General features: G+C 72.0%; 21 protein-coding genes. 6 read left to right on the forward strand and 15 right to left on the reverse strand.

Annotated elements, in window-relative coordinates; all coding sequences use genetic code 11:
• Both VGO20_RS14985 and VGO20_RS14990 read right to left on the reverse strand, forming a co-directional pair.
• Nucleotides 1-3,287: indolepyruvate ferredoxin oxidoreductase family protein (locus VGO20_RS14985; RefSeq protein ID WP_327503173.1), on the reverse strand; the 3,287-nt coding region annotated here is incomplete at its 3' end.
• A 158-nt stretch (nt 3,288-3,445) separates the two neighbouring features.
• Nucleotides 3,446-4,159: a GntR family transcriptional regulator gene (locus VGO20_RS14990; RefSeq protein ID WP_327503174.1), complete on the reverse strand. Its 714-nt coding sequence runs from the start codon at nt 4,157-4,159 to the stop codon at nt 3,446-3,448.
• A gap of 169 nt (nt 4,160-4,328) precedes the next feature.
• Here VGO20_RS14990 and VGO20_RS14995 point away from each other — a divergent pair, with 169 nt between their 5' ends.
• Genes VGO20_RS14995 through VGO20_RS15015 form a run of 5 tightly spaced genes read left to right on the forward strand, consistent with a single transcriptional unit; the run spans nt 4,329 to nt 9,378 of the window.
• Nucleotides 4,329-4,679, forward strand: coding sequence for a RidA family protein (locus VGO20_RS14995; RefSeq protein WP_327503175.1), 351 nt, complete (start codon nt 4,329-4,331; stop codon nt 4,677-4,679).
• A gap of 29 nt (nt 4,680-4,708) precedes the next feature.
• A complete protein-coding gene (locus tag VGO20_RS15000) occupies nt 4,709-5,956 on the forward strand; it encodes a D-amino acid dehydrogenase (RefSeq protein WP_327503176.1) in 1,248 nt (415 codons plus the stop codon).
• Between the two features lie 20 nt (nt 5,957-5,976).
• Nucleotides 5,977-6,789, forward strand: a complete 813-nt coding sequence (locus tag VGO20_RS15005) for a maleate cis-trans isomerase family protein (RefSeq protein ID WP_327503177.1) — start codon at nt 5,977-5,979, stop codon at nt 6,787-6,789.
• A 10-nt stretch (nt 6,790-6,799) separates the two neighbouring features.
• Nucleotides 6,800-8,593 carry a cobalamin-dependent protein gene (locus VGO20_RS15010; protein ID WP_327503178.1) on the forward strand — a complete coding sequence of 598 codons (1,794 nt, stop codon included), beginning with the start codon at nt 6,800-6,802 and terminating at the stop codon, nt 8,591-8,593.
• Nucleotides 8,590-9,378 carry a pyrroline-5-carboxylate reductase family protein gene (locus VGO20_RS15015; protein ID WP_327503179.1) on the forward strand — a complete coding sequence of 263 codons (789 nt, stop codon included), beginning with the start codon at nt 8,590-8,592 and terminating at the stop codon, nt 9,376-9,378. Before VGO20_RS15010 ends, VGO20_RS15015 begins: the two co-directional genes overlap by 4 nt.
• 5 nt (nt 9,379-9,383) lie before the next feature.
• Here the strand turns inward: VGO20_RS15015 and VGO20_RS15020 are convergent, their stop codons facing one another.
• Nucleotides 9,384-10,133, reverse strand: a complete 750-nt coding sequence (locus VGO20_RS15020) for an SDR family oxidoreductase (RefSeq protein ID WP_327503180.1) — start codon at nt 10,131-10,133, stop codon at nt 9,384-9,386.
• 35 nt (nt 10,134-10,168) lie between these two features.
• Here VGO20_RS15020 and VGO20_RS15025 point away from each other — a divergent pair, with 35 nt between their 5' ends.
• Entirely contained in the window at nt 10,169-10,627 is a 459-nt protein-coding gene (locus VGO20_RS15025; RefSeq protein WP_327503181.1) for a DUF3237 domain-containing protein, read from the forward strand.
• Nucleotides 10,628-10,662: 35 nt separating this feature from the next.
• On the opposite strand, the gene VGO20_RS15030 is transcribed toward VGO20_RS15025, so the two are convergent.
• From VGO20_RS15030 to VGO20_RS15085, 12 genes are all read right to left on the reverse strand, one after another.
• Nucleotides 10,663-11,982 (reverse strand): TRAP transporter large permease, encoded by a 1,320-nt coding sequence (locus VGO20_RS15030; protein ID WP_327503182.1) that lies wholly within the window; start codon nt 11,980-11,982, stop codon nt 10,663-10,665.
• A 22-nt stretch (nt 11,983-12,004) separates the two neighbouring features.
• Nucleotides 12,005-12,532, reverse strand: a complete 528-nt coding sequence (locus VGO20_RS15035; protein WP_327503183.1) for a TRAP transporter small permease subunit — start codon at nt 12,530-12,532, stop codon at nt 12,005-12,007.
• Nucleotides 12,533-12,608: 76 nt separating this feature from the next.
• Nucleotides 12,609-13,664, reverse strand: coding sequence for a TRAP transporter substrate-binding protein DctP (gene dctP / locus VGO20_RS15040; RefSeq protein ID WP_327503184.1), 1,056 nt, complete (start codon nt 13,662-13,664; stop codon nt 12,609-12,611).
• A gap of 79 nt (nt 13,665-13,743) precedes the next feature.
• Nucleotides 13,744-14,682, reverse strand: coding sequence for a 3-hydroxyacyl-CoA dehydrogenase NAD-binding domain-containing protein (locus VGO20_RS15045; protein WP_327503185.1), 939 nt, complete (start codon nt 14,680-14,682; stop codon nt 13,744-13,746).
• 105 nt (nt 14,683-14,787) lie between these two features.
• Nucleotides 14,788-15,591: an alpha/beta fold hydrolase gene (locus VGO20_RS15050; RefSeq protein WP_327503186.1), complete on the reverse strand. Its 804-nt coding sequence runs from the start codon at nt 15,589-15,591 to the stop codon at nt 14,788-14,790.
• 4 nt (nt 15,592-15,595) lie between these two features.
• Complete coding sequence (locus tag VGO20_RS15055; protein ID WP_327503187.1) at nt 15,596-16,093, reverse strand: cupin domain-containing protein; 498 nt, start codon at nt 16,091-16,093, stop codon at nt 15,596-15,598.
• Nucleotides 16,094-16,131: 38 nt separating this feature from the next.
• On the reverse strand, nt 16,132-17,019 hold the full coding sequence (locus tag VGO20_RS15060) for a hypothetical protein (RefSeq protein ID WP_327503188.1): 888 nt from the start codon (nt 17,017-17,019) through the stop codon (nt 16,132-16,134).
• Nucleotides 17,016-17,849, reverse strand: a complete 834-nt coding sequence (locus VGO20_RS15065; RefSeq protein ID WP_327503189.1) for a VOC family protein — start codon at nt 17,847-17,849, stop codon at nt 17,016-17,018. Before VGO20_RS15065 ends, VGO20_RS15060 begins: the two co-directional genes overlap by 4 nt.
• Nucleotides 17,850-17,925: 76 nt before the next feature.
• Nucleotides 17,926-19,050 (reverse strand): dihydrolipoamide acetyltransferase family protein, encoded by a 1,125-nt coding sequence (locus VGO20_RS15070; protein WP_327503190.1) that lies wholly within the window; start codon nt 19,048-19,050, stop codon nt 17,926-17,928.
• 4 nt (nt 19,051-19,054) lie between these two features.
• Nucleotides 19,055-20,026, reverse strand: coding sequence for an alpha-ketoacid dehydrogenase subunit beta (locus tag VGO20_RS15075; protein WP_327503191.1), 972 nt, complete (start codon nt 20,024-20,026; stop codon nt 19,055-19,057).
• Nucleotides 20,026-21,024, reverse strand: a complete 999-nt coding sequence (locus VGO20_RS15080; RefSeq protein WP_327503192.1) for a thiamine pyrophosphate-dependent dehydrogenase E1 component subunit alpha — start codon at nt 21,022-21,024, stop codon at nt 20,026-20,028. The genes VGO20_RS15075 and VGO20_RS15080 overlap by 1 nt, the downstream gene beginning before the upstream one ends.
• Nucleotides 21,025-21,118: 94 nt before the next feature.
• Nucleotides 21,119-21,796 (reverse strand): GntR family transcriptional regulator, encoded by a 678-nt coding sequence (locus tag VGO20_RS15085; protein WP_327503193.1) that lies wholly within the window; start codon nt 21,794-21,796, stop codon nt 21,119-21,121.
• Nucleotides 21,797-22,211 lie beyond the last annotated feature (415 nt).

Consider the following 22,211-nt stretch of genomic DNA (forward strand, 5'->3'; position numbering starts at 1 on the left):
TCGATCAGCTCCTCCACGGTCGCCTCGTACTGCGCGATCAGGCGCCGTTCCATGCGCCGCTCGGCCGTGCGGCCGAACGGGTCGAACGGCGTGCCGCGCAGGCGCTTCAGCTTCGCCAGCACGCGGAAGGCGTGCAGCATCCAGGGGCCGTAGACCTGCTTGCGCGGCAGTCCGGTGACGGGGTCGCGCGGTGCCAGCAGCGGCGGCGCCAAGTGGAAGCGCAGCCGCGGCGATCCCTCGTAGCGCTCCTTCAGCTTGGTCAGGAACTCGCCGTCGGAATGCAGGCGCGCGACCTCGTACTCGTCCTTGTAGGACATCAGCTTCGCGAGGCTGCGCGCGACCGCCTCGGTCAGGCGCGTCGAGCCGGAGACGGCGCGCGCCTCCGCGGTCCGCACCCGGTCGACCAGGCGGCGGTAGCGCGCGGCATAGGCCGCGTCCTGGTAGGCGGTCAGGAGTTCCTCACGCCGCCGGATCAGCTCGTCGACCCCGCCGCCCAGGGGAGGGCGGGAGGGCTGCGGGGCGGCGGCCCCGACCTTCGCCTCGACCGAGGCGAGGTCGGCGGCGGCGCAGCGGCCCCAGGCGAAGGCGGCGCGGTTCATCGCGACCGCCGTCCCGTTCAGCTCGATCGCCCGGTCGATCGCATCGGCCGAAAGCGGGATCAGCCCGCGCTGCCAGGCGAAGCCGACCAGGAACAGGTTGGCGGCGATGCTGTCGCCGAGCAGCGCCGTCGCGAGCCCGACCGCGTTCACCGCGTCGACCGCGTCCGCGCCGCAGGCGGCCTTCACCCGGCCGACCAGGCCGTCGAGGTTCAGGCGCGCGTCGGAGTGGCGCGTGAACTCGCCGGTGATCGTCTCGTGCCGGTTCAGCACCGCGCGGGTGCGGCCCGGCGCTATGCGGGCGAGACCGTCGGCGCCCGCCGCCACCAGCAGGTCGCAGCCGAGCACGAGGTCGGCACCGCCGTCGGGGATGCGCGCGGCCGAGATCTCTGTGCCGGCCGGCGCCAGGCGGATATGGGACATCACGGCGCCGCCCTTCTGCGCGAGCCCGGTCAGGTCGAGCACCGAGAAGGCGCGCCCGTCCAGATGCGCCGCCATGCCGAGGACGGCGCCGACGGTCACGATGCCCGTCCCGCCGACGCCGGTGACGAGGATGTCGCAGGACCGGTCCGCCGCGATGTCCGGCACCGGCAGGGAGGCGGCGGGCGGGGCGCCGGCCGTGGCCGAGGCGCGCTTGAGCGTGCCGCCCTCAACGGTCACGAAGCTGGGGCAGAAGCCGTTCAGGCAGGACTCGTCCTTGTTGCAGGACGACTGGTCGATCTGGCGCTTGGTGCCGAACTCGGTCTCCAGCGGGACGACCGACACGCAGTTGGACGCCCGCGAGCAGTCGCCGCAGCCCTCGCAGACGCGCTCGTTGATGAAGACGCGGCGGTTCGGGTCGTCCATCAGGCCGCGCTTGCGCCGCCGCCGCTTCTCGGTCGCGCAGGTCTGGTCGTAGACCAGCGCCGACACGCCCGGCACCTCGCGCAGCTCGCGCTGGACCGCGTCCAGCTCGTCGCGGTGGTGCACCGTCGTGGATGGCGGGAAGCCCGCGCCGAGGCCGTACTTCTCCGGCTGGTCGGTCACGACCGCGATCCGCTGCACCCCCTCGGCCCGTACCTGCCAGGCGATGGCCTGGGGCGTCAGCTGGCCGTCGTGGCGCTGGCCGCCGGTCATCGCGACCGCATCGTTGAACAGGATCTTGTAGGTCATGGTGACGCCGGCCGCGACCGCGGCGCGCACCGCCAGCAGGCCGGAATGGAAGAAGGTGCCGTCGCCGATGTTCTGGAAGACGTGGGGGGTCGGCACGAACGGCGCCTGGCCGATCCAGTTCGCCCCCTCCGCGCCCATATGGGTGTAGGTGTCGGTGCGCCGCTCCATGCCCTGCGCGAGGTAGTGGCAGCCGATGCCGGCCAATGCGCGCGAGCCCTCCGGCACGCGGGTCGAGGAGCTGTGCGGGCAGCCCGAGCAGAAATAGGCCGGGCGCTTGGGCGCCGCCTCGACCGCCGGGGCGCCGGGCAGGCGGCCGAGAGCCTCGGCGAGACCGGCGCCGGGGTCCAGCCGGTCCGCCCGCGCCGCGACGACGCGCGCGATCTCGGCCGGGTTCAGCTCGTTATGCGACCTCAGCAGCGGCGCTCCCGTCTCGTCCGCCTTGCCGATGACGCGCGGCCGGCGGTCGGCCGGCAGGTTGTAGAGCGCGTCCTTGGCCTGGGTCTCGATCAGCGGGCGCTTCTCCTCGACGACCAGCAGCTCGTCGAGCCCCTCCGCGAAGGCGCGCAGCCCCTCGGTCTCCAGCGGCCAGGTGCAGGCCACCTTGTAGACGGCGATCCCGAGCGCCTGCGCCCGGGCCTCATCGATGCCGAGCATGGCGAGCGCCTGGCGGACGTCCAGATAGGCCTTGCCGGTCGTGACGATCCCGAGGCGCGCGGGCTTGCGGCCGAAGGCGACGCGGTCCAGGCGGTTGGCGCGCAGATAGGCCAGTACCGCCGGGATCTTCTGCAGGTGCAGGCGCGCCTCCTGCTCCTGCGGAGTGTCGGGCCAGCGGATGCCGAAGCCGCCGGGCGGGACCGGGTGGTCCGCCGGCAGCACGATGCGAGGGCCCGCCGGGTCGAGATCGACCGCGATCGTGCGGTCGGTCAGGTCGGCGGTGACCTTCATCCCCGCCCAGCAGCCGGCGAAGCGCGACAGCGCGAAGCCGTGCAGGCCGTATTCCAGGATCTCGTCGACGGTCGCCGGGTGCAGCACCGGGATCATCGCGTCCACGAGGGCGTACTCGCTCTGGTGCGAGGTCGTGGACGACTTGCAGGTGTGGTCGTCGCCGGCCAGCAGGAGCACGCCGCCCTTGGCCGCGGTCCCGGCGAGGTTGGCGTGGCGGAACGCGTCGCCCGAGCGGTCGACGCCGGGGCCCTTGCCGTACCACACGCCGAACACGCCGTCCCATTCCGGCTTGTCGAACAGGTGGATCTGCTGCGTTCCCCACAGCGCCGTCGCGGCCAGATCCTCGTTGAGGCCGGGCTGGAAGCGGATGTCGTGGGCGTCGAGGAACCGGCGCGCCTTGCCGAGCGCCATGTCGAAGCCGCCCAGCGGCGAGCCGCGGTAGCCCGTGACGTAGCCGGCCGTCCTCAGCCCGGCCGCGCGGTCGCGCCGTTGCTGCTCCAGCACCAGACGGACGAGGGCCTGGGTCCCGGTGAGGTACACACGATCCGAACTGGCCGTGTACTTGTCGTCGAGCGTGATCGAGCCGTCCGGCATGCCTGTCTCCTTGCGCGGAGAATATGTATTCTCAAGTGTACACACTTGGTCGCGGAGCGTCAACGCGCGCCGGCCGATGGTAGTTCCGACAGGTGGCGGGGTCTATGCCGTTTCCCGGCGCATGCCGGGTTTGCGCCGATTCCCGGCGCATGCCGGGCTTATGCCGATTGCCGGCGCATGTAGATGCGCGCCAGGCCTTCCTTCATCGCCTCGACCGCGTCGGCGACGCTGATGGCGATGTGCTCAACCATCAGGGTCTCCGCGCGGCCGTCTTCGCGCGCCTTCATGGCCTCGACGATCCCGAGATGCTCGCAGAACGTCGTCTCGCGCCGCTTCGGGCTCTCGATCTCGATCCGCCGGACGAAGCGGATGCGGGCGTTCACCCCTTCGATCATGCGCAGGATCTCCGGGTTGCCGGAGAGGCGGGCGATGCGGGTGTGGAACTCCTCGTCCCGGCTGGTCAGCTCCTCCGCGCTCATCTCGGCCTGGCGCGCGGTGACGCCCGACCAGAACGCCGCCAGCTCCTCGAAGTCCCCGGCATTGCCGCGCCGGCACGCCAAGCGGACGGCGAGCGTCTCCAGCGCCGTGCGCACCTCGAACAGGTGCAGGATCTCGTCCGCGTCGAAGGCGCGGCAGAAGAAACCCTTGTTGGGGACGAGCGTGATCAGCCCCTCGATCACCAGCCGGTTCAGCGCCTCGCGCACCGGCGTGCGGCTGACCTTGAGCGCCGCCGCCAGCTCCACCTCGTTGATGCGCTGCTCGGGCCGGAACTCGTAGCTGACGGCCATTTCCCGGATGGCCGCATAGACCCGGTTCACGCTGTCCGCGGCGCGGCGGGGCGCCTTCGCGGGACGCTTCGTGGCGGCGGGCATCGACGTCTCTCCCAGGGCCTGTCTCGTGCGGAATGCCCGCATGCCGGGCAAGCTAGCGCACAACGGCATTGCACGCAACACCGGCAAATCGCATGTGGACAGCGTTGTATACAGTTGTTTAGGATCGTCGGTCGTTGATCCCATCGATCGAAATCACGGAGGAAGAGACATGTCGATCCAGCGCTACGAGGTCGGTGCGCGCATGAGCCAGGCCGTCGTCCATGGCGGGCTCGTCTACACCGCCGGGCAGGTCGCGCTGCGCGCGCCCGGCACCTCGGTCCGCGAGCAGACGACCGACATCCTGAACAAGATCGACGAACTGCTGGCCACCGCCGGCTCGGACAAGGCGAAGGTCCTCACGGCCACGATCTGGCTGTCCGACATCGCGACCTTCAACGAGATGAACGAGGTGTGGGACGCCTGGGTCGCGCAGGGCAGCACGCCCGCCCGCGCCTGCGTCGAGGCGAAGCTGGCGGCGCCGCAGTTCACGGTCGAGATCGCGGTCGTCGCGGTCGTCTAGCGGCGGCCGGCAGTGAGCAGGGGGCGGTCATGAGGATCATCGTCATGGGTAGCGGCGTGGTCGGAGTGACCACCGCCTACAGTCTGCTGAAGGACGGCCACGAGGTCGTCGTCGTCGAGCGGCACGACGGTGCCGCCGACGAGACGAGCTTCGCCAATGCCGGGCTGGTGGCTCCCGGCCACGCCTACACCTGGGCGTCGCCGCGGGCCCCGTCCATCCTGCTGAAATCGCTGTGGCGCCAGGACCAGGCGCTGCGCTTCCGCCTCAGCGCCGACCCGGCGCTGTGGGCCTGGACCTGGAAGTTCCTCGCGAACTGCACGGCGGAGAAGGCGGCGCTCAACACCGCGCGCAAGGTGCGCCTGTGCCTCTATTCGCAGGCGGCGCTGCACGAGGTGCTGGCCGATACCGGCGTCGCCTATGACGGCAACGGCGGCGGGCTGCTCTATCTCTACCGCTCCCAGGCGTCCTACGAGGCCGGGGTCGCCAAGATGCGCATCCTGGTCGACCAGGGACTGCCGCTGGAGGCGGTGGACCGCAACCGCGCGGCCGAGATCGACCCGGCGCTCGCCCCCGTGAAGGACAAGGTCGCGGGCGGCATCTTCGCGCCCAGCGACGAGAGCGGGGACGCGCGCAAGTTCACGCAGGGGCTAGCCGACTGGACGCGCGAGCGCGGGGTCGAGTACCGCTTCGGCACCTCGATCGAGGCGATCGAGACCGAGGGCGACCGCGTCGTCGGGCTGCGCACGGACCGCGGGCGGCTGACCGCCGACGCCTACGTGATGGCGCTCGGCTGCGACAGCGCGCGCATGGCGAAGCCGCTCGGCGTCCGGCTGCCGGTCTATCCGATCAAGGGCTATTCGGTGACGCTGCCGATCGACGGCCGCAACAACCCGCCGCGCCTGGGCGGCGTCGACGAGGACAACCTCGTCGCCTACGCCCCCATGGGCGAGCGCCTGCGCATCACCGCGACCGCGGACTTCGCCGGCTACGACAAGACGCACCGGCCTTCCGACTTCCGCACCATGCTGGCCGCCGCCCGCGACCTGTTCCCCGACGCCGCCGACTATTCCCGGCCCGCCTACTGGGCGGGGCTGCGGCCGATGACGCCGGAGGGGACGCCGATCTTCGGGCGCGCGCGCCAGCGCAACCTCTATTTCAACACCGGTCACGGCCACATGGGCTGGACCATGTCCTGCGGCTCGGCCCGGGTGACGGCCGACCTGATCGCCGGGCGCGATCCCGGCGTGCCGCTCGACGGCATGCTGCTCGCTCATTGACTGGGAGGGGAGGAGACGCGATGGAAGGAACGATGGTGCAGGCCCCGGCGGCGCCGGCGGCAAGTCATGCCGCGGGGGAGACGGTGGTGCTCCCCTTCGACACCGACGAGGGGATCGCCGCGCGCGCCGCGATCGGCCTGCTGGTGCTCGCGACCGACCAGACGATCGAGCACGAGTGGCGGTTCCTGCTGAACGTGCCGGGCGTCGCCGTCTACAACGCGCGCCTGTGGAACGACAAGGCGATCACGCCCGAGACGCTGGTGCGCATGGAGGGCGACATCGCTCCGACAGCCCGGCTGATCCTGCCGGAGCTGCCGCTGGGGGTCGTGGCCTTCGGCTGCACGTCCGGCAGCATGGTGATCGGTCCCGACCGCGTCGGCGACTTCATCCGCGAGGCGCGGCCCGGCATCGCGACGACGACCCCGGTCGAGGCGGTCACGGCGGCGCTGACCGCCCTGAAGGCGCGCCGGATCGGGCTGGTGGCGCCCTACAACCGCGCGGTGTGCGAGGCGATGCGCGACCATTTCGTCGCCGCCGGGTTCGAGGTGCCGAGGCTGGTGATCTTCGACGAGACCGACGACACCGTCGTCGCCCGGATCACGACGGGGGCGATCTCCGCGGCCGTGCGCGAGGCGGCCCGGCACCCCGACGTCGAGGCGGTGTTCGTATCCTGCACCAGCCTGCGCGTCGCCGAGATCGCCGAGAGCCTGGAGGCCGAGATCGGCATGCCCGTGACCTCGAGCAACCATGCGCTCGCCTGGCACAGCCTGCGGCTGGCCGGCGTCGGGGACGCGCTGCCCGGCCGCGGGCGGCTGTTCCGCACGCCGCTCTGAGGCGGCGCCGATGCGTCCCGGCCCGGCCTCCTTCACCTCGGCCGCCATCCTGCCGGAGCCCGGCCTCTTGCCGGGCCGCCTGCTGCTGGACGAGGGCGCGGCCCTCGCCCGCGACTGGCGGGTCGTGCCCGGCCCGTTCCTGCGCGAGCGCGGTGCGTCCAGCGAGGTCGAGGTCAAGCGCGCCTCGGCGGCTGCCGGGCGCATCATGCACCACGCCCAGGTCGGCTTCCGCGACCCGGCCAAGAGCCGCAGGGCCTATGGGGAGATCCACGCGCGCTGCGCCGCGCGCGGCGTCACGGTCGACCGCTACGGCCTGTGCCTGGACTGGTCGATGGGCTATCCCGCCGCCGAGCGCCCGGGCCGCCCGCGCGGGACCGGGATGATCCTGGCCGGGGTCGAGGACTTCGTCGCCCTGACGGCCGAGGCGCCCGTGGCACCCCATTTCGGCGACTTCGTCCTGGGCTTCCCGGCCGCGGTCGAGAACACCTGCGCGGCGCTGGCCGCCGGGGCGACCGCGATCGGCAATCTCGGCCAGTTCTTCACGTTCCGCCTGCCGCACTGGGACGACGACGTCGCGCTGACCGAGGCGACGGTACGCGCGCTCGGCCTGCTCGCGGCCCAGCCGGTGCCGATCCTGGTCCATTCGAACCTGGACGACGGCTTCGCGGCGCAGTTCACCGACCTCGCCTGCGCGCTGGGTGCGGCCATGATCGAGCGGCACGTGGTCGAGGGCCTAATCGGCGGTTCCCTGCTGGTCGGGCACTGCTTCGGCCACCATTTCTCCGATCCGGTCACCCGGCTCGCCTTCCAGCGGGCGCTGGCGCGCGTCTCGGGTTCGCCGGGCACGATGCTGTACGGCAACACGGTGGCCTACCAGGGCAGCCATCCCCAGAACTTCGCGAGCCTCGGCAGCTATCTGCTCGTCGACATCCTGGGCCAGTGGCTGACGCCGACCGGCCACGCGATCAACCCGGTGCCGGTCACCGAGAACGAGCGCATCCCCGACATCGACGAAATCGTGGACGCGCAGCTCCATGCCGGCCGTCTGGTCGAGCATGCCGCTGACTGGCGCACCCTGATCGACCCGTCGGCCGCCGACCGGGTCACCGACATGCTGGTCGAGGCGGGCACCCGGTTCCGCGACCGGGTGCTGGCCGGCCTCGCCGAGGGCGGCATCGACGTCGACGATCCGTTCCACCTGCTGCTGGCGCTGCGCCGGATCGGCGGCGCGCGGCTGGAGAGCCGGTTCGGGCCGGGGCGCGAGGACGCAGGCCAGGCGAGGGGCCGCGAGCCGGTCGTCCCGGCCACGACCTTCCTGGAGCTGATGCACGCGGCCGAAGCCTGCCTCGCCCGCGTCGAGCCCGGGACGCGCGGCGCCGTCGCCGCCGCCGGGCTGAGGCTGGTCACCGCGACGACCGACGTGCATGAGCACGGCAAGACGCTGGTCGACCGGACGCTCGCCGGGCTCGGGGTGACGGTGATCGAGGGCGGCATCTCGACCGATCCCGACGACCTGGCCGCCCTCGCGGCCGAGGAGGAGGCGGACGCGATCGCCGTCAGCACCTACAACGGCGTGGCGCTACGCTACCTGCGCGAGCTGAAGGCGGCGCTGGCTGCGCGCGGCCGCGAGGTCCCGGTGCTGATCGGCGGCCGGCTGAACGAGATCCCGGACGGCTCCAACTCGTCCCTGCCGACCGATGTCGGCGGCGTGCTGGAGGAGGAAGGCGCGGTCGTCTGCCGCGCCATCGACGACCTGCCGCGCTCGCTGGCGGCGCTGGTCGCGCGCCGGGGAGAGCGGCGATGAGGATCGGCATCCTCGGCGTCGGCCATCTCGGCGCCTATCTCCTGCGCGGCCTGATCGACGCGGGCACCGCGCCCGGCGACCTGCTGCTGTCGCCGCGCGGCGCCGAAGCGGCCCGGCGCCTCTCGGACAGCCACGGCATCGCCGTCGCCGCGTCCAACGCCGCCCTGGTCGAGGCGGCCGACCTCGTGGTCCTGGCCGTCCGCCCGGCCGATGCGGTCGCGGCGGTGGACGGCCTTCCCTGGACGTCGCGGCACCTGCTGGTCTCCGCCTGTGCCGGCGTCCGGCTGGACGCGCTGCGGCCGCCGGCGGCGCCGGCGGAGGTGGTGCGCGCGATGCCGATCAGCGCCGTCTCGATCGGCCGCAGCCCGACGACGGTCTACCCCGACCATCCCGCCGCCCGCGAGGTCTTCTCCCGGGTCGGCGAGGTCCTGGTCCTGCCGGACGAGGAGGCCTTCTCGGTGGCCAGCGTCAGCGCCGCGCTCTACGGCTGGGTCCACGAGCTGATCGGGCGCAGCGTCGCCTGGTCGGCCGCGCAGGGACTGCCGGAGCCGCTGGCGCGCCGTCTCCAGGCCCAGACCTTCGCGGCGGCGGCCGGCATGGTGCTGGACGCGCCGGATCTCCCCGTGGACGAGTTGGTGCGCCGTCTCGCGACGCCGGGCGGGATCACGGAGGCCGGCCTGGACAGCCTGCGGCGCGACGGCGTCGGCGAAGCCTGGACGGACGCCCAGGACGCCGCCTTCGCGAGGCTGCGCGCGCTGGGCGGTCCGCCCGACACGCCGCGGTGAGCGCATCAGTCGCGCCGCTCGGCGTAGACCGCGCCGCCCGGCGCCTGATCGGTCGGCACCACCTCGACATAGCTGAGGTCGACATGCGGCGGGGCGGTGACGGCGGTCATCACCGCCTCGGCCACATCCTCGGGCTTCAGGGCGGCGTGGCGGCCGAACAGCCGCTCGCGGACCTGGTCCCGGTCCCCGCCCATGGCGGCGACGTAGATGTCCGTCTCGATCCGGCCGGGGGCGACCTCGGTGACGCGCACGCCCGTGCCGGCGAGGTCGTAGCGCAGGACCCGTCCGGCCATGGACAGGCCGGCCTTGGCCGCCGCGTAGGGCGCCGTCCCGGGAAAGACGCTGGAGGCGACCAGCGAGCCCACGTTCACGACGTGGCCGCCGCCGCGCGCCACCATGCCCGGCAGCAGCAGGCGCGCGAGCTGGAGCGGGACGCGCAGGTTCAGGTCGATCATGCGGTCGACCTCCTCGGCGCCGATGCGGTCCAGCCGGCCGAGCCCGGCGATCAGCCCGGCATTGTTGACCAGCACCTCGACGTCGAGCTCGCCCAGCCGCGCCAGCGCCGAGGCGTCGGTGAGGTCGACGGCGTGGACGGTGCAGCCGGTCTCCCCGCGCAGCCGGGCCAGCGCCTCGGCGTCGCGGGCGACGGCGTGGACGGTCAGGCCGAGCGCGGCGAGGCGGCGGACGAGCGCCGCGCCGACGCCGCGCGAGGCGCCGGTCACGAGGGCCGATCCGGTCCAGGCTCCCACAGGCATATGCGTTCTCCGGTAAGTCGGGAAAGGAAGAGGTCGTGGAAGAACTGAGAAGCGAGTTCCTGTTCGAGATGCGGGTCGAGGTGCATCCCTATGTCCCGACCGGCGCCACCGCCGCGGGCGAGCGGCGGATCGTCAACATCCGGGGCGGCCGGTTCGAGGGCCCCCGCCTGCGCGGCGAGGTGATGGCGAGCGGCGCCGACTGGATCCGGGCGGAGCCGGGCGGGCGGTTGCGCCTGGACGTCCGGGCGGCGCTGCGGACGGACGACGGGGCGGTGATCTATCTCCAGTACCAGGGCGTCCGCCACGGGCCGGCCGAGGTGATCCGCCGTCTCGACGCCGGGGAGGCCGTGGATCCGTCCGAATACTATTTCCGCACCTTGCTGACCTTCGAGACCGGCGATCCCCGCTACGACTGGCTGAACGGGACCGTCGCCGTCGGCGTCGGCCGGCGCCTGCCCGAAGGCCCGGTATACCGGGTCCACGCGGTCCTGTAGGGAGCCCCCTCTCCCGAGGGAGAGGGGACATCCGCTCACCGCATCAGGCTCGGCAGCCAGGTCGCGGTCCAGGGTGCCACGGCGATCAGCGCCAAGGTCAGGAGCTGGCACACCACGAAGGGGGCCACGCCGCGGTACATCTCCCCGAAGGTCATCTCGGGCGGGGCGATGCTGCGCAGGTAGAAGATGGACGGGGCCATGGGCGGCGTCAGGTAGGAGGTCTGGATCATCACCACGGCCATCGCGCCGAGCCAGATCGGGTCGATGCCGTGCACCTTGATGATCGGCACGAACAGCGGCACCGCGATCAGCACCACCGAAACCCAGTCCAGCACGAAGCCGAGCAGGAACAGCACGGCCAGGAACATCAGCATCACGCCGGTCGGGCCCAGGTCCCAGGCGGAGATCAGGTCGTCGACCATCCGGCTGCCGCCATGGACCAGGAACACGCCCGCGAACATGGTCCCGCCGATCACGATGAACACGACCATGGTGTTGATCGTGATCGTCTTCATCAGCGCGTCGAACAGCATCTTCGGCGAGAAGTCCCGGTACCAGATCGTCAGCAGGACCACGCCGATGCTGCCCACCGCCGCGGCTTCCGTCGGCGAGGCGATGCCGGCCAGGATCGAGCCGATCACGGCGACGATCAGGATCAGGGGCGGGATGACGCCCTCGGCGAACACCCGCAGCCGGGCGGAAAGGGGCAGGCTCACGTCGTCGGCCGGCAGGCGCGGCGCGTCGGCCGGGAAAAGCATCGCGTGGCCGACGATGTAGACCACGAACAGCACCACCATCATCGAGCCCGGGATCAGCACCGCCGCGAACAGCTCGCCGATCGAGATCTGGGCCATGGCGGCGTAGATCACGACGACGATGGACGGCGGGATCATGGTCCCGAGCGAACCGCCTGCGCAGATCGTGCCGGCGATCAGCGAGCGGCTGTAGCCGTAGCGCATCATCGCGGGGATCGCGATCAGGCCGACCAGCACCTCCACCGCGCCGACGATGCCGGTGCCGGCCGCGAACAGCGCGCACATCGCGATCGTCGCGAGCGCCAGCCCGCCGGGCAGGTTGCCCACCAGCATGCGCATCGAGTGGAACAGGCGCTCGGCCAGGCGCGAGCGCTCCAGCACCGCGCCCATGAAGATGAACATCGGCACGGCCGCCAGCACGTAGCGGCTGGCCACGTCGAAGAGCTGGTTCCAGAGCTGCAGGCCGGTGACTTGCCCGAAGATCGACAGGCCGAACAGGAAGCTCGTGCCGATCAGTGCGAAGGCGACGGGAACGCCGAGGAAGATGAACGCGAACAGCGTCGCGAACATCAGGAGAGGTATGGGTATGTCGAAGAGCATCTCGGTCGCGGGTCCGTCGCTGTCAGTGCGCGCCGTTCGGGCGCGGCGTGTCGGCGGGGGAGATCGCCTGGGCCAGGAGGCGGACCATCTGGGCCACGACCTGGAGGGAGAGGACCACCAGCCCGACCGTGAGGGCGGTGTAGAAGGGCCAGATCACCGGGGCCCAGGGGCTGACCGCCTCGACCTCGCCGCGCAGGAAGGCGGCCCAGGCCTTGCGCCAGGACGCGGCGGTGATGAAGTAGAGCGCCGGCAGGATCACCAGGCCGAAGAACGCGGCCTGGACCAGGGCCTGCACGCGCGGCGGAAAGCGGCTGCTGACGAAGTCGATGCGCACGTGGCCCTCGGTGCGCAGCGTGTGTCCCCCGGCAAGGAGCACGCTGGCGCCGCTGACCATGTAGGCCACGTCGAACACCCAGATGGTCGGGGTGCCGGCCACGTAGCGCATGAACACCTCGAACAGGGTGACCGCGATCAGCACCAGGGCGAGCGCGCTGGCGATCCAGGCGCAGGCGGTCGACAGGCCGTCGACGAGACGGAGAAGCGGTCGCATCGATACATCCCGTGGGGCAGGGGCCTGTGGAGGAAGGGGCGGCCGGTCCGCGAACGGCCCGGCCGCCCGGACCGGTTCAGCTCTTCGGACGGAACGCCGAAGCCTTGGACCACTGGTCGGCGAAGTCGTAGTAGGAGTCGGTGACCCGCTGCATCCAGTCGTTGCCCTTGCCGCCTTCCTCCTGGGCCCGCTTCGTCGCCCAGTCGCGCGACGCCACGGTGACCTGGTCGATCAGCTCGTCGGACAGGCGGACGATCTCGGGCTTGCCCGCGGCCTCGATCTTCCCGATGGCCTCCAGGTCGGCCTTGGTCCAGGCCAGGTAGCTCTGGAGCGTCGTGATCTGCGCCGCCGCCTCCAGGGCCGCCTTGATGTCGTCGGGCAGCGCGTCCCAGGTCTCCGGCTTCATCACGACCTCGAACGCGAAGGCGTTGACGTGGACGCCCGGGACGACGGTGTAGGGTGCCGCCTGCTCGAAGCCGAAGGTCATGTTGTCGCCGACGGTGCTGAACTCCGCGGCGTCGATGGCCTTGCGCTCGAGCATCGTGTAGATCTCGGAGCCGGGCACCGTCGTCGGCACCGCGCCGAAGACGTCCTGGAGGATGTTGCCCCAGGCGCCGCCGGCCCGGAACTTGAGGTTCTTCAGGTCGTCGGCCGTGCGGATCGGGACGTGGGAATGGGCGAAGACCTCGGTCGGCCCGATGCCCGTCAGCAGCGAGTGCAGGTTCATCTTCTCGCGCCGCTGCTCCTGCAGCAGTTCGAGCCCGCCGCCCTGATAGTACCAGCCCATCAGCGCCGGACCGTCCATCCCGCCGGGGTGCGCGCCGAACAGGCTGTTCTCGACCGCCTGGTTGACGATGTAGATCGGCGTGGTGTGTCCCAGTTCGACGATGCCGTCCTGGACCGCCTCGTGCACCTTCAGCGCCGGAGCCAGCACGCCGCCGCCATAGGGCTGGATCTTGACCCGGCCCTGGGTCAGTTTTTCCACGTTCTCGACGAACGGGATCGTGAACATCTGGTAGTAGAACGACGTCTCAGGGACGATCGTCGCCATGTTGAAGTTGTATTCCTGGGCCGTCGCCGGGGTCGCGAAGACCGCCGCAGCAACCCCTGCCATCACCATCAAACGCTTCATATTCGCCTCCCTCCGCGCTCGGAGTTGTCGGTCCCGGGGGCTCGCGGAGGTACCCCGCGGGACGTTGGATCGCGCCGCCTCAGAGCGACGCGTGCCTGTGCAGAACCTTCAGCATCTCCGGCAGGCCGCGGTCGCGCTCCTCGCGGAGTTGCGCCGTGGTCCGGCCGCGCGCGGACCTCTCGGTCTCGATGACGACGCGCTCGGCCGTGGCGCGGTCCAGGCGCGCCGTGCCGAGGTCGTCCCAAAGCCTTTGGTAGGTGTCGCCGAAGCGGTCCAGGAACGCTTCCATGCCGGCGTCGCCGGCGCCGAGATGGTTGGACAGGAAGGAGCCCTGGAGCGCCCATTTCGGGGCCGGCCCGTACATGAAGGCCCGGTCCACGTCCTCGGCCGTGGCGACGCCGTCGGCGACGAGATGGATCGCCTCGCGCCACATCGCGGCCATCAGGCGGAGCGCCAGGTGCCCGGGCACCTCGCGCGCCAGCACGACCGGCCGCTTGCCGAGCCGCTCGTAGAAGCCGCGGGCGAGTTCCACGGCGCCGGGCCCGGTCGCCTCGCCGCCGGCCACCTCGACCAGCGGCATCAGGTGCGACGGGTTGAACGGATGGCCGAGCACGACCCGTCCCGGCCGCGCGCAGGCGCTCTGCATGTCGCTGACCCGCAGCGCCGAGGAGGAGGAGGCGATCACCGCGTGCGCCGCCGCCGCCCGGTCGATCGCGGCCAGCGTCTCCTGCTTCAGGTCGAGGCGCTCCGGCCCGTTCTCCTGCACGAAGTCGGCGCCGGCGACGGCATCCTCCAGCGAGGCGTGGACCGACAGGGTCCCGCCCGGGGCGCCGGGAATGCCGGCAGCGTCGAGGTCGCGGTCCAGGGCTGCGAGGCGGCCGGCCAGTGCGGCCGCCGTGCCGGGCGCGGGGTCCCAGGCGCGGACGGCGAGGCCGGCGTGGCGGAAGAGCGCGGCCCAGCCGGTCCCGATCAACCCCGTTCCGATCACTGCCACGGTTCGGATCGTCGCCTGCGTCACGCGTCCCTCCCCGGTTCGCGACAAATCGTCTCTATCACCATGTTAGTCGGCCCCCGAGACGGGCTGTCAACACATTTGTGTGCAAATGTGTATTCAGATTGGAACTCACCTTGAGGCCTCCAGGAAGGGCAGCGCCGTGCCCAGGAATGCGCGAGGATGGACGCGGGGTGCGAAGTGGCCGCCATGGGGTTCCACCTTCAGGGTCGCGCCGGGAATGCGCTCGGCCAGGGCGTAGCTGTGATGGGGCGGGGTGACGGCATCGTCGCGGGCGACCGCGACCAGCGTCGGCGCCGCGATCCGGCCCAGGTCGTCGAACCGGTCGAAGCGGAGGATCGCGTCGATGCGCCGCGCGGTGATCTCGGCGTCCAGGGGATGGATCGGCGCCGCCCGGTCGGCCTCGGCCAGCGCGTGGTCGTTGGCGGCGATCCAGTCCGGCGGGTACAGGAACAGGGTCCCGTGCCGCCGGTACGACGCCATGCCGCCGAGTTGCAGCAGCTCCTTGCGTGCCTCGAACATGCGCCGGAAATAGGCGCAGGCCCGCGGCCAGGTCGCGGACAGGACGAGCCGCCCGATCCGGTCCGGGTGGTCGATCGCGAGCGTCTGGCCGATCGCGCCGCCGGTGGAGTGTCCGACGAGATCCGCCCGCCCGATGTCGAGATGGTCCATCAGCGCCAGCAGGTCGGCGGCCATCTGCCCGACGCCGTAGTCGATGCGGCAGCGGCTGCTCCGGCCGGTGCCGCGGTGGTCGTGAAGGACGACCCGGAAGCGCTCGGCGAGCGCCGGCACCAGCGGGTCCCAGAACGCCGCGGCGCCGCTCAGCCCCGCGACCAGCAGCAGGGGCGGGCCGGAGCCCGTCACCGCGTAGGCGAGGCTGCCGCCGTCGGGCAGCGGGAGGGTCCGCGGCTGCATCCCCTCACTCCGCCCTGGGAGGCGCGAAGACCGTGCGCGCCTCGATCTCGGCGACGTCGGCGGGGCGCGGGAAGGACGGGGGCGCCGGCTCGCCGGGGATGCGCGGGCGGCCGATGGCGGCGAAGAACTCCTCCAGCCCGTGCGGCGTCAGCATCCAGAGGAGCTTCAGCTCCTCGTCGCCGTCGTTGATGAAGGTGTGCTGCACGTCCCGGCGCGCCAGGATCACCGTGCCGGGCTGCATCGGGTGCTCGACGCCGTCCACGATCGCGCGGCCCCGTCCGCCCCAGACGAACAGCACCTCCTGGTGACGGTCGTGGGCGTGCTGGCGGACATGGGAGCGGGGTGCTACGACCTGGAAGCCCATCGAGAAGGGGCCATCCCATTGCTCGGGCGTCAGCTTGACGGTGACGTAGCCGTTGGCGGGCACCGGCTGCCAGTAGGAGGCGCCGTCCTCGGGCTGGAGGACCAGGCCCTCGCGGTCGGGGGCTGCGTTCGTGGTCATGCCTTCCTCCTTCGGTCGTCGGCGTCCTTGCGGGACGGTCAGGCGGTCCCGCTCCAGCGATCGTGGGCGGTGCGGGTCGCCTCGGTCAGGGCGGTCCAGGGAATGCGCAGGTCGAGCCACCCCGCGAGCCTTCCGGCGATCAGGATCGCCTCGTCGAAGGCCGCGACCGTGTGGTCGGAGCGCTCGGCGAGGCAGGCGGCCGCGCTGAGCAGCAGCCCGGCCGAGGCGGTCAGGTGGCAGAAGCCGCCGATGCGGCTCGCGGCCTTCTCCAGCGCCAGCGCCGCCGCCGCGGCATGCGCGTGCGTCCCGTCAGCGAGGAAGGCGCGGCGGTGCCACCACAGCAGCTCGTGCACGCCCCGGGCCTCGCCTTCCGCCATCAGCAGCGGGCCGGCGGGATGCATCACGCCCCGGCTCGCCATCAGCGCGTCGACCTCCTCCGGGCAGGCGGCCCACAGGGCGCGCCGGGCATCCGACAGCGGCGCGAGCGGACCGTGGGCGGAGGGCGGCGGCGAGGGTCGGACGCCGTCCGCCGCGCGGAGTTCGGCCAGCACCGGGCGATGTCCCTGCACGTCCTGCACGAGGCGCCCGAGGGCGAGGAGGCGGTCGAGCCCGTCGTCGAGGCGGCCCAGCACGGTCACCGCGGCGGTCTCCGCCTGGAGCGGCGCGTAGACCAGTTCCAGGAACTGGCGTTCCGGCCAGTAGAGGAAGCCGCCGGTCGGCACCGCCAGCACGTCGGTCGCCGCCTCGACCTCGCACACGAAGGGCGCGTGCCAGAAGATGTGGTTGCCCGCGATCTTCGCGCAGTGCACGTCGAGACCGAGCGGCAGGCAGGCCAGCAGCGCCGCCGTGGTCCGCGGCGCGGCGGCGCCGTCGAGCGCGATCGGCAGGTCGCCGACTTCGGTGGCGAGCACGAGCCCCGTCGTCATGGCGCCGCGGTCTGCGCGACGAAGGCGAGGGCGACGCCGTGGGTGTGGTCCGGCCGGACGTGGACGGCGCCGTCTTCCACCCGGTGGGGGATGCCGTCCCTGGCCAGCCGCGCGGCGACCGCGTCCGGATCGGCGACGCGGACCGCCATCGCGAACGGCGCCGGCCCGGCCGGCTCGCCTGTGCGGGCCGGAGCGAAGGTGATCGGGATCGTCGCGGTGCGGACGGTCACGCGCCCGCCGTCCCGGCTCACCGCGTCCTTCCCGCACAGCACCTCGAAGACGGGAACGGCCGCTTCCGGATCGGGATGGACGACGTGCAGCGCCGCGAGGCCGCGCGCGCCGTTGGCATGGTCCATCAACTCCGGCAGCCAGACCAGCTCGGGCGTGTCGTGCTGGCAGATCATGACCGCGACCCCGCCGGTCTGCCCGGCCGGCAGGCGGCTCACGACGAAGGCAGCCTCCGCGCTGCCGCCGTCGGACCGGCGCACGGGGCGGGAGAAGGCCAGCGGCGGCTCGGGCGTGAAGCCGGCGTCGGCCAGCCGCCGGCAATCGGCCGCGACGTCGGCCGAACGCATCACGACGAGGTGCAGCCCCTCGCGGTCGTCGAGCATCCGGCGCCACACCTCGTTGGCCGGGGTCGGATTAAGGACCGACAGCACTTCGAAATAGTCGCCGGCCGGCAGCATCACGCAGTGGTTGCCCGTGCCGAGATGGTCGCTGTGGCGGCCGAGGGGGGCAGGATGGAAGCCCAGCCGCTCGTAGGTGGCGCGGGCCGCCTCCAGGTCGCGCACCAGGATCACCAGATGATCGACCCCGATAGTTCCCGTCATGGCCATCCTCGCGCAGTTTGTTGAGCACACAAGTGTATTCAGATTTTTCCGGCCAGTGGAAGGCTGAAACGTGGGGTCATGCGACCACCGAGAAAGCCTCGAGATCGGCACGCAGCGCGTCCAGGAAGCGGGCGACGCCCGCGCCGTCGACGGCGCGGTGGTCGGCGCTCATGGTCAGCCTCGCCACCGGCCGGGATTCGAGGCGCGCACCGTCGAACACCGCCGTCGGGCGGAACGCCGCGACGGCGAGGATCGCGACCTGGGGCGGGTTCACGATCGGCACGAAGTCGGCGACTCCGAAGCCGCCGAGATTCGTGACCGTGAGCGTCGCGCCGGAGACCTCGGCGGCGGCGAGGCCCTGCGCTTCGGCCCGCTCGCGCAGGCGCCGCAGCCCGGCCGCCGTCTCGGCGAGCGACAGGCGGTCGGCGTCGCGCAGCACCGGGACGACGAGGCCGGCCTCGGTCGCCATCGCCACGCCGACATTGACCCGCTCCTGCGGGACCGAGCGGTCCTCGGCCCAATGGGCGTTCAGGTCGGGGTGGCGCGCCAGCAGGCGCGCGACCCGGAACACGATCAGGTCGTTGACGGTGGCGATGCCGCCGACCGCCTTGATCCGTCGACGCTCCGCCAGCAATGCCGAGCCGTCGCAATCGACCGAGACACTGAACATCGGGATCTGGAGCGTGCGGGCCATCTGCGCCGCCATCGCGCGGCGGTAGCCGCCCGACCTGCCGTGCTCCGGCTCCGGCCGCGGTTCTGGCTCCGGCCGCGGTTCCGGCGCGCGGGGCGCGGCCGAGAGCACGTCGCGCCTGGTGATGCGGCCATGCGGCCCGCTGCCCCGCAGGGCCGAAAGGTCGATGCCGGCGTCGCGGGCGAGGCGGCGGGCGAGCGGGCTCGCGAAGCCTGCCGGAAGACGGCGCGGCAGCCCCGGCCCGCGCGGGGAAGCAGGTTCCATCGCGCCGTTCCCGCCAGCGAGGCGGGCGATCGCGGCGCCGACGGCGACCTCGTCGCCGACCGCGGCCAGCAGTTCGGCGACGGTGCCGCCGACGGGCGCTTCGACCTCGGTCGCGGCCTTGGCCGTCTCCACGGTCGCGACGAGCTGGCCCTTGGCGACCGCGTCGCCCGGCCGGACGTGCCATTCGACCAGGACGGCGGAGTCCATGTACTCCCCGCCGGCGCCGATCAGGCGGATCTCCGTCATCGCGTCACCCCCATGCCCGGACCGCCTCGACGATCGAGGCGGCGCTCGGCACGACCGCCGCCTCTAGCGGCTCGCTGTAGGGGATCGGCAGGTCGTGCGTGCCGATGCGCGCGACCGGTGCGTCGAGATACTCGAACGCGGCCTCGGAGATCTGCGCCGCCACCTCCGCGCCGAAGCCGCCGAAGCGCCAGCCCTCGTTGACGACCACGGCGCGGCTCGTCTTCTTCACCGATGCGACGATCGTCGCGGTGTCGAGCGGGCGCAGCGAGCGCAGGTCCACGACCTCGCAGGAGATGCCCGAACCCGCCAGCGTGTCGGCAGCCTTCAGCGCCTCCAGCACCATGCGCGAGTTGGCGACCAGCGTGACGTCGCTGCCTTCGCGCACGACCGCGGCCTTGCCGATCTCGACGGTATGGTCGCCCTCGGGCACCTCGCCGGTCGTGTTGTAGAGCAGCTTGTGCTCCAGGAAGACGACCGGGTTCGGGTCGCGGATCGCGGCCTTCAGCAGGCCCTTGGCATCGGCCGGGAAGACCGGGCTGACGACCTTCAGCCCGGGGATGTGGCTGACCATCGCCTCCAGCGACTTCGAGTGCTGGGCGCCGGCCCCGGCACCGCCGCCGCCCTGGGTGCGCAGCACCATCGGCACCGAGACCTGCCCGGCCCAGACGAAGTGCAGGATGGACGCCTGGTTGGCCAGCGCGTCGAGGCACAGCGGCAGGAAGTCCGCGTACATGATCTCGATCACCGGCCTCAGGCCCATCATGGCGGCGCCGACGCCCATGCCGGTCATGGTCTGCTCGGAGATCGGGGTGTCGACGACGCGCTCGGCGCCGAACTCCTCCTGCAGGGCGCGGGTCACCTTGAAGACGCCGCCGTAGATGCCGATGTCCTCGCCGTAAAGCACGACGGACGGGTCGGCGCGCATCTCCTCGCGCAGCGCCTCGTTCAGCGCTTCCGCGTAGCGCAGGCGCCGCATCAGGCGGCGCTCCCGTAGTCGTCGGCCCCGTATTCGCCGGCCCCGTATTCGCCGTCGGCAAGGTCCTCGATGCCCGGCATCGGGTCGGACAGCGCCTGCTCGAACGCGCGCTCGACCATCTCCCCGGCCTCGGCCGCCAGCGCGGCCGTCCGTTCGGCGCCGAGATCGCGCTCCAGCAGGGCGCGGGTCCGCGCGATCGGGTCCTTCGGCCGCCAGGCCTCCATCTCCTCCCCGCTCTGGTAGCCGCCCATGTCGCTCGTCGAGAAGCCGGTCATGCGGTAGGTCTTCGCCTCGATGAAGGTGGGACCGCCGCCGTCGCGCGCACGGGCCACCGCCTCGCGCATCGCCCGGTAGACGGCGACGACGTCGTTGCCGTCGACGGCGACGCCGGGCATGCCGTAACCGGCCGCGCGGCGGTGCAGGTCTTCGATGCTGGACTGGAAGCGCGCGTGGACGGTCAATCCGTACTGGTTGTGCTCGCAGAAGAAGACGAGCGGCAGCTTCCACAGCGCCGCCATGTTCATGGACTCGTGGCACACGCCGGTCTGGGCGGCGCCGTCGCCGAAGAAGGTGGCGACGACCCGGCCTCGGCCCTGCGCCTTCAGCGCCAGGGCCTGGCCGACCGCTATGGGCATGCCGCCGCCGACGATCGCGTTGCCGCCCAGCATGCCGGTCGCGCGGTCGGCGATCAGCATGTGCCCGGCACGGCCGCGGCAGTAGCCGGTCGCCCGTCCGAAGATCTCTGCGACGACCCGGCGCAGGTCGAGCCCCTTGCCGATGTAGTGCGCGTGGCCGCGGTGGGTGCTGGTGGCGACGTCGTCGGTGCCGAGCACGGCGGTCGCGCCGATCCCTGCCGCCTCCTGGCCGTCGCAGCGATGGATCGGCCCGCGCGTCCGGCCCTGCTTGTGCAGGTCGCCCAGCTTCTCCTCGAGGCGGCGGACGATCACCATCCGCCGGAACATTTCGACCAGCTCGTCCTGCGACGGCGCGTTCGTCATAGGTGCCCCTGGATCTGATCCATCATGTACGATGTATGATATATCAAACTTGGGCGCGCGCAATCCCGTCCCCGTCCCGTCGCCTGGTACGGCGTCAGACCTCCCCGTTCCGCAACGTCGCGGTGACCCGGTCGGCGGCGTAGCGGATGTCGCGGGTCAGCGCCTCGCGCACGGCCGCCGGATCGCGCGAGCGCAGCGCCTGCAGGATCTGGTCGTGGTTGTCCAGCCCCTGACCGCCCGCGGCGAAGGCGGGATAGATCAGGTTGAGGTAACCGCCGGTCTGCAGCCACAGGCTCTCGATCATCCTGAGCAGGCTCGGCATGCCGCTCGCCTCGTAGATCGAGAAATGGAAGAGCTGGTTCCTCTCCATCACCGTCTTGAAATCGCCGGACCGCGTAGCGGCCACGAGCGCGCGGTTGTGGTCCTCCAGGGCGGCGATGCGGTCGGGCGTCATGTGCGGCGCCGCCTTCTCGGCCGCCAGACCTTCCAGCGCGATGCGGATCTCGATCAGCTCGCGCAGGCGGCCGGGCAGCAGGACCGGGACGTAGACGGAGCGGTTGCGGCCAAGCTCCAGCGCGCCCTCGCTCACCAGCGCGTTCAGGGCGTCGCGGACGGGGGTCGGGCTGACGTCCAGCTTGGAGGCGAGTTGCCGTATCGTGATCTTCTCGCCCGGCGAGAACACGCCGGCGATGAGGGCCTGCTTCAATTGGTCGTAGACCCGCTCGGTAAGCGTCTCGGCGCGGGCGACGGCCCCCAGTACAGCATGCGGCAACGGCGCTCCCCCCGGGCAACACAGCGGACCCGTAGTAGCTATCGCCCGTGGCGGCGGGGCGCAAGCGGGCGGTACCTTCAGCCAGGGTTCCGGACCCGGGTCGGCGGCGTTTGAAACGTGCGGGAACGTCATGGTTCGTCACGGTCCCGGCGCAGCACTCCAGCAGCTCCTCCACCAGTCCCGCCCGGACCTCGCCCCGTATTTCCTTTGCCGCACCGACCACGGCCGTCCCATCCGACAGACGCGGACTGTGTCCGGTTGAGTATTTCCTCTCCCGTGCAACGGGAGAGGGGATATTCAGGCGGTCCGGGGGAGCTTGCCGGTGGGAACCGGCAGGGGCTGGTCGCGCAGGCGGGCCTTCAGGCTGCCCGCGGCCTGCGGCGCGGCGGCGGCCAGCGGGCCGGCCAGTGGACCG

It is taken from the genome of Arenibaculum sp. (genome assembly GCF_035998295.1).
GTDB lineage: Bacteria > Pseudomonadota > Alphaproteobacteria > Azospirillales > Azospirillaceae > DASYHS01.

What these genes read in the sequence shown, in the direction of transcription:
- VGO20_RS14990 (WP_327503174.1), bottom strand. Translation starts at nt 4,159, where the DNA reads ATGCCCGCCGCCACGAAGCGTCCCGCGAAGGCGCCCCGCCGCGCCGCG.
- VGO20_RS14995 (WP_327503175.1), top strand. Translation starts at nt 4,329, where the DNA reads ATGTCGATCCAGCGCTACGAGGTCGGTGCGCGCATGAGCCAGGCCGTC.
- VGO20_RS15000 (WP_327503176.1), top strand. Translation starts at nt 4,709, where the DNA reads ATGAGGATCATCGTCATGGGTAGCGGCGTGGTCGGAGTGACCACCGCC.
- VGO20_RS15005 (WP_327503177.1), top strand. Translation starts at nt 5,977, where the DNA reads ATGGAAGGAACGATGGTGCAGGCCCCGGCGGCGCCGGCGGCAAGTCAT.
- VGO20_RS15010 (WP_327503178.1), top strand. Translation starts at nt 6,800, where the DNA reads ATGCGTCCCGGCCCGGCCTCCTTCACCTCGGCCGCCATCCTGCCGGAG.
- VGO20_RS15015 (WP_327503179.1), top strand. Translation starts at nt 8,590, where the DNA reads ATGAGGATCGGCATCCTCGGCGTCGGCCATCTCGGCGCCTATCTCCTG.
- VGO20_RS15020 (WP_327503180.1), bottom strand. Translation starts at nt 10,133, where the DNA reads ATGCCTGTGGGAGCCTGGACCGGATCGGCCCTCGTGACCGGCGCCTCG.
- VGO20_RS15030 (WP_327503182.1), bottom strand. Translation starts at nt 11,982, where the DNA reads ATGCTCTTCGACATACCCATACCTCTCCTGATGTTCGCGACGCTGTTC.
- VGO20_RS15035 (WP_327503183.1), bottom strand. Translation starts at nt 12,532, where the DNA reads ATGCGACCGCTTCTCCGTCTCGTCGACGGCCTGTCGACCGCCTGCGCC.
- dctP (WP_327503184.1), bottom strand. Translation starts at nt 13,664, where the DNA reads ATGAAGCGTTTGATGGTGATGGCAGGGGTTGCTGCGGCGGTCTTCGCG.
- VGO20_RS15050 (WP_327503186.1), bottom strand. Translation starts at nt 15,591, where the DNA reads ATGCAGCCGCGGACCCTCCCGCTGCCCGACGGCGGCAGCCTCGCCTAC.
- VGO20_RS15055 (WP_327503187.1), bottom strand. Translation starts at nt 16,093, where the DNA reads ATGACCACGAACGCAGCCCCCGACCGCGAGGGCCTGGTCCTCCAGCCC.
- VGO20_RS15060 (WP_327503188.1), bottom strand. Translation starts at nt 17,019, where the DNA reads ATGACGACGGGGCTCGTGCTCGCCACCGAAGTCGGCGACCTGCCGATC.
- VGO20_RS15065 (WP_327503189.1), bottom strand. Translation starts at nt 17,849, where the DNA reads ATGACGGGAACTATCGGGGTCGATCATCTGGTGATCCTGGTGCGCGAC.
- VGO20_RS15070 (WP_327503190.1), bottom strand. Translation starts at nt 19,050, where the DNA reads ATGACGGAGATCCGCCTGATCGGCGCCGGCGGGGAGTACATGGACTCC.
- VGO20_RS15075 (WP_327503191.1), bottom strand. Translation starts at nt 20,026, where the DNA reads ATGCGGCGCCTGCGCTACGCGGAAGCGCTGAACGAGGCGCTGCGCGAG.
- VGO20_RS15080 (WP_327503192.1), bottom strand. Translation starts at nt 21,024, where the DNA reads ATGACGAACGCGCCGTCGCAGGACGAGCTGGTCGAAATGTTCCGGCGG.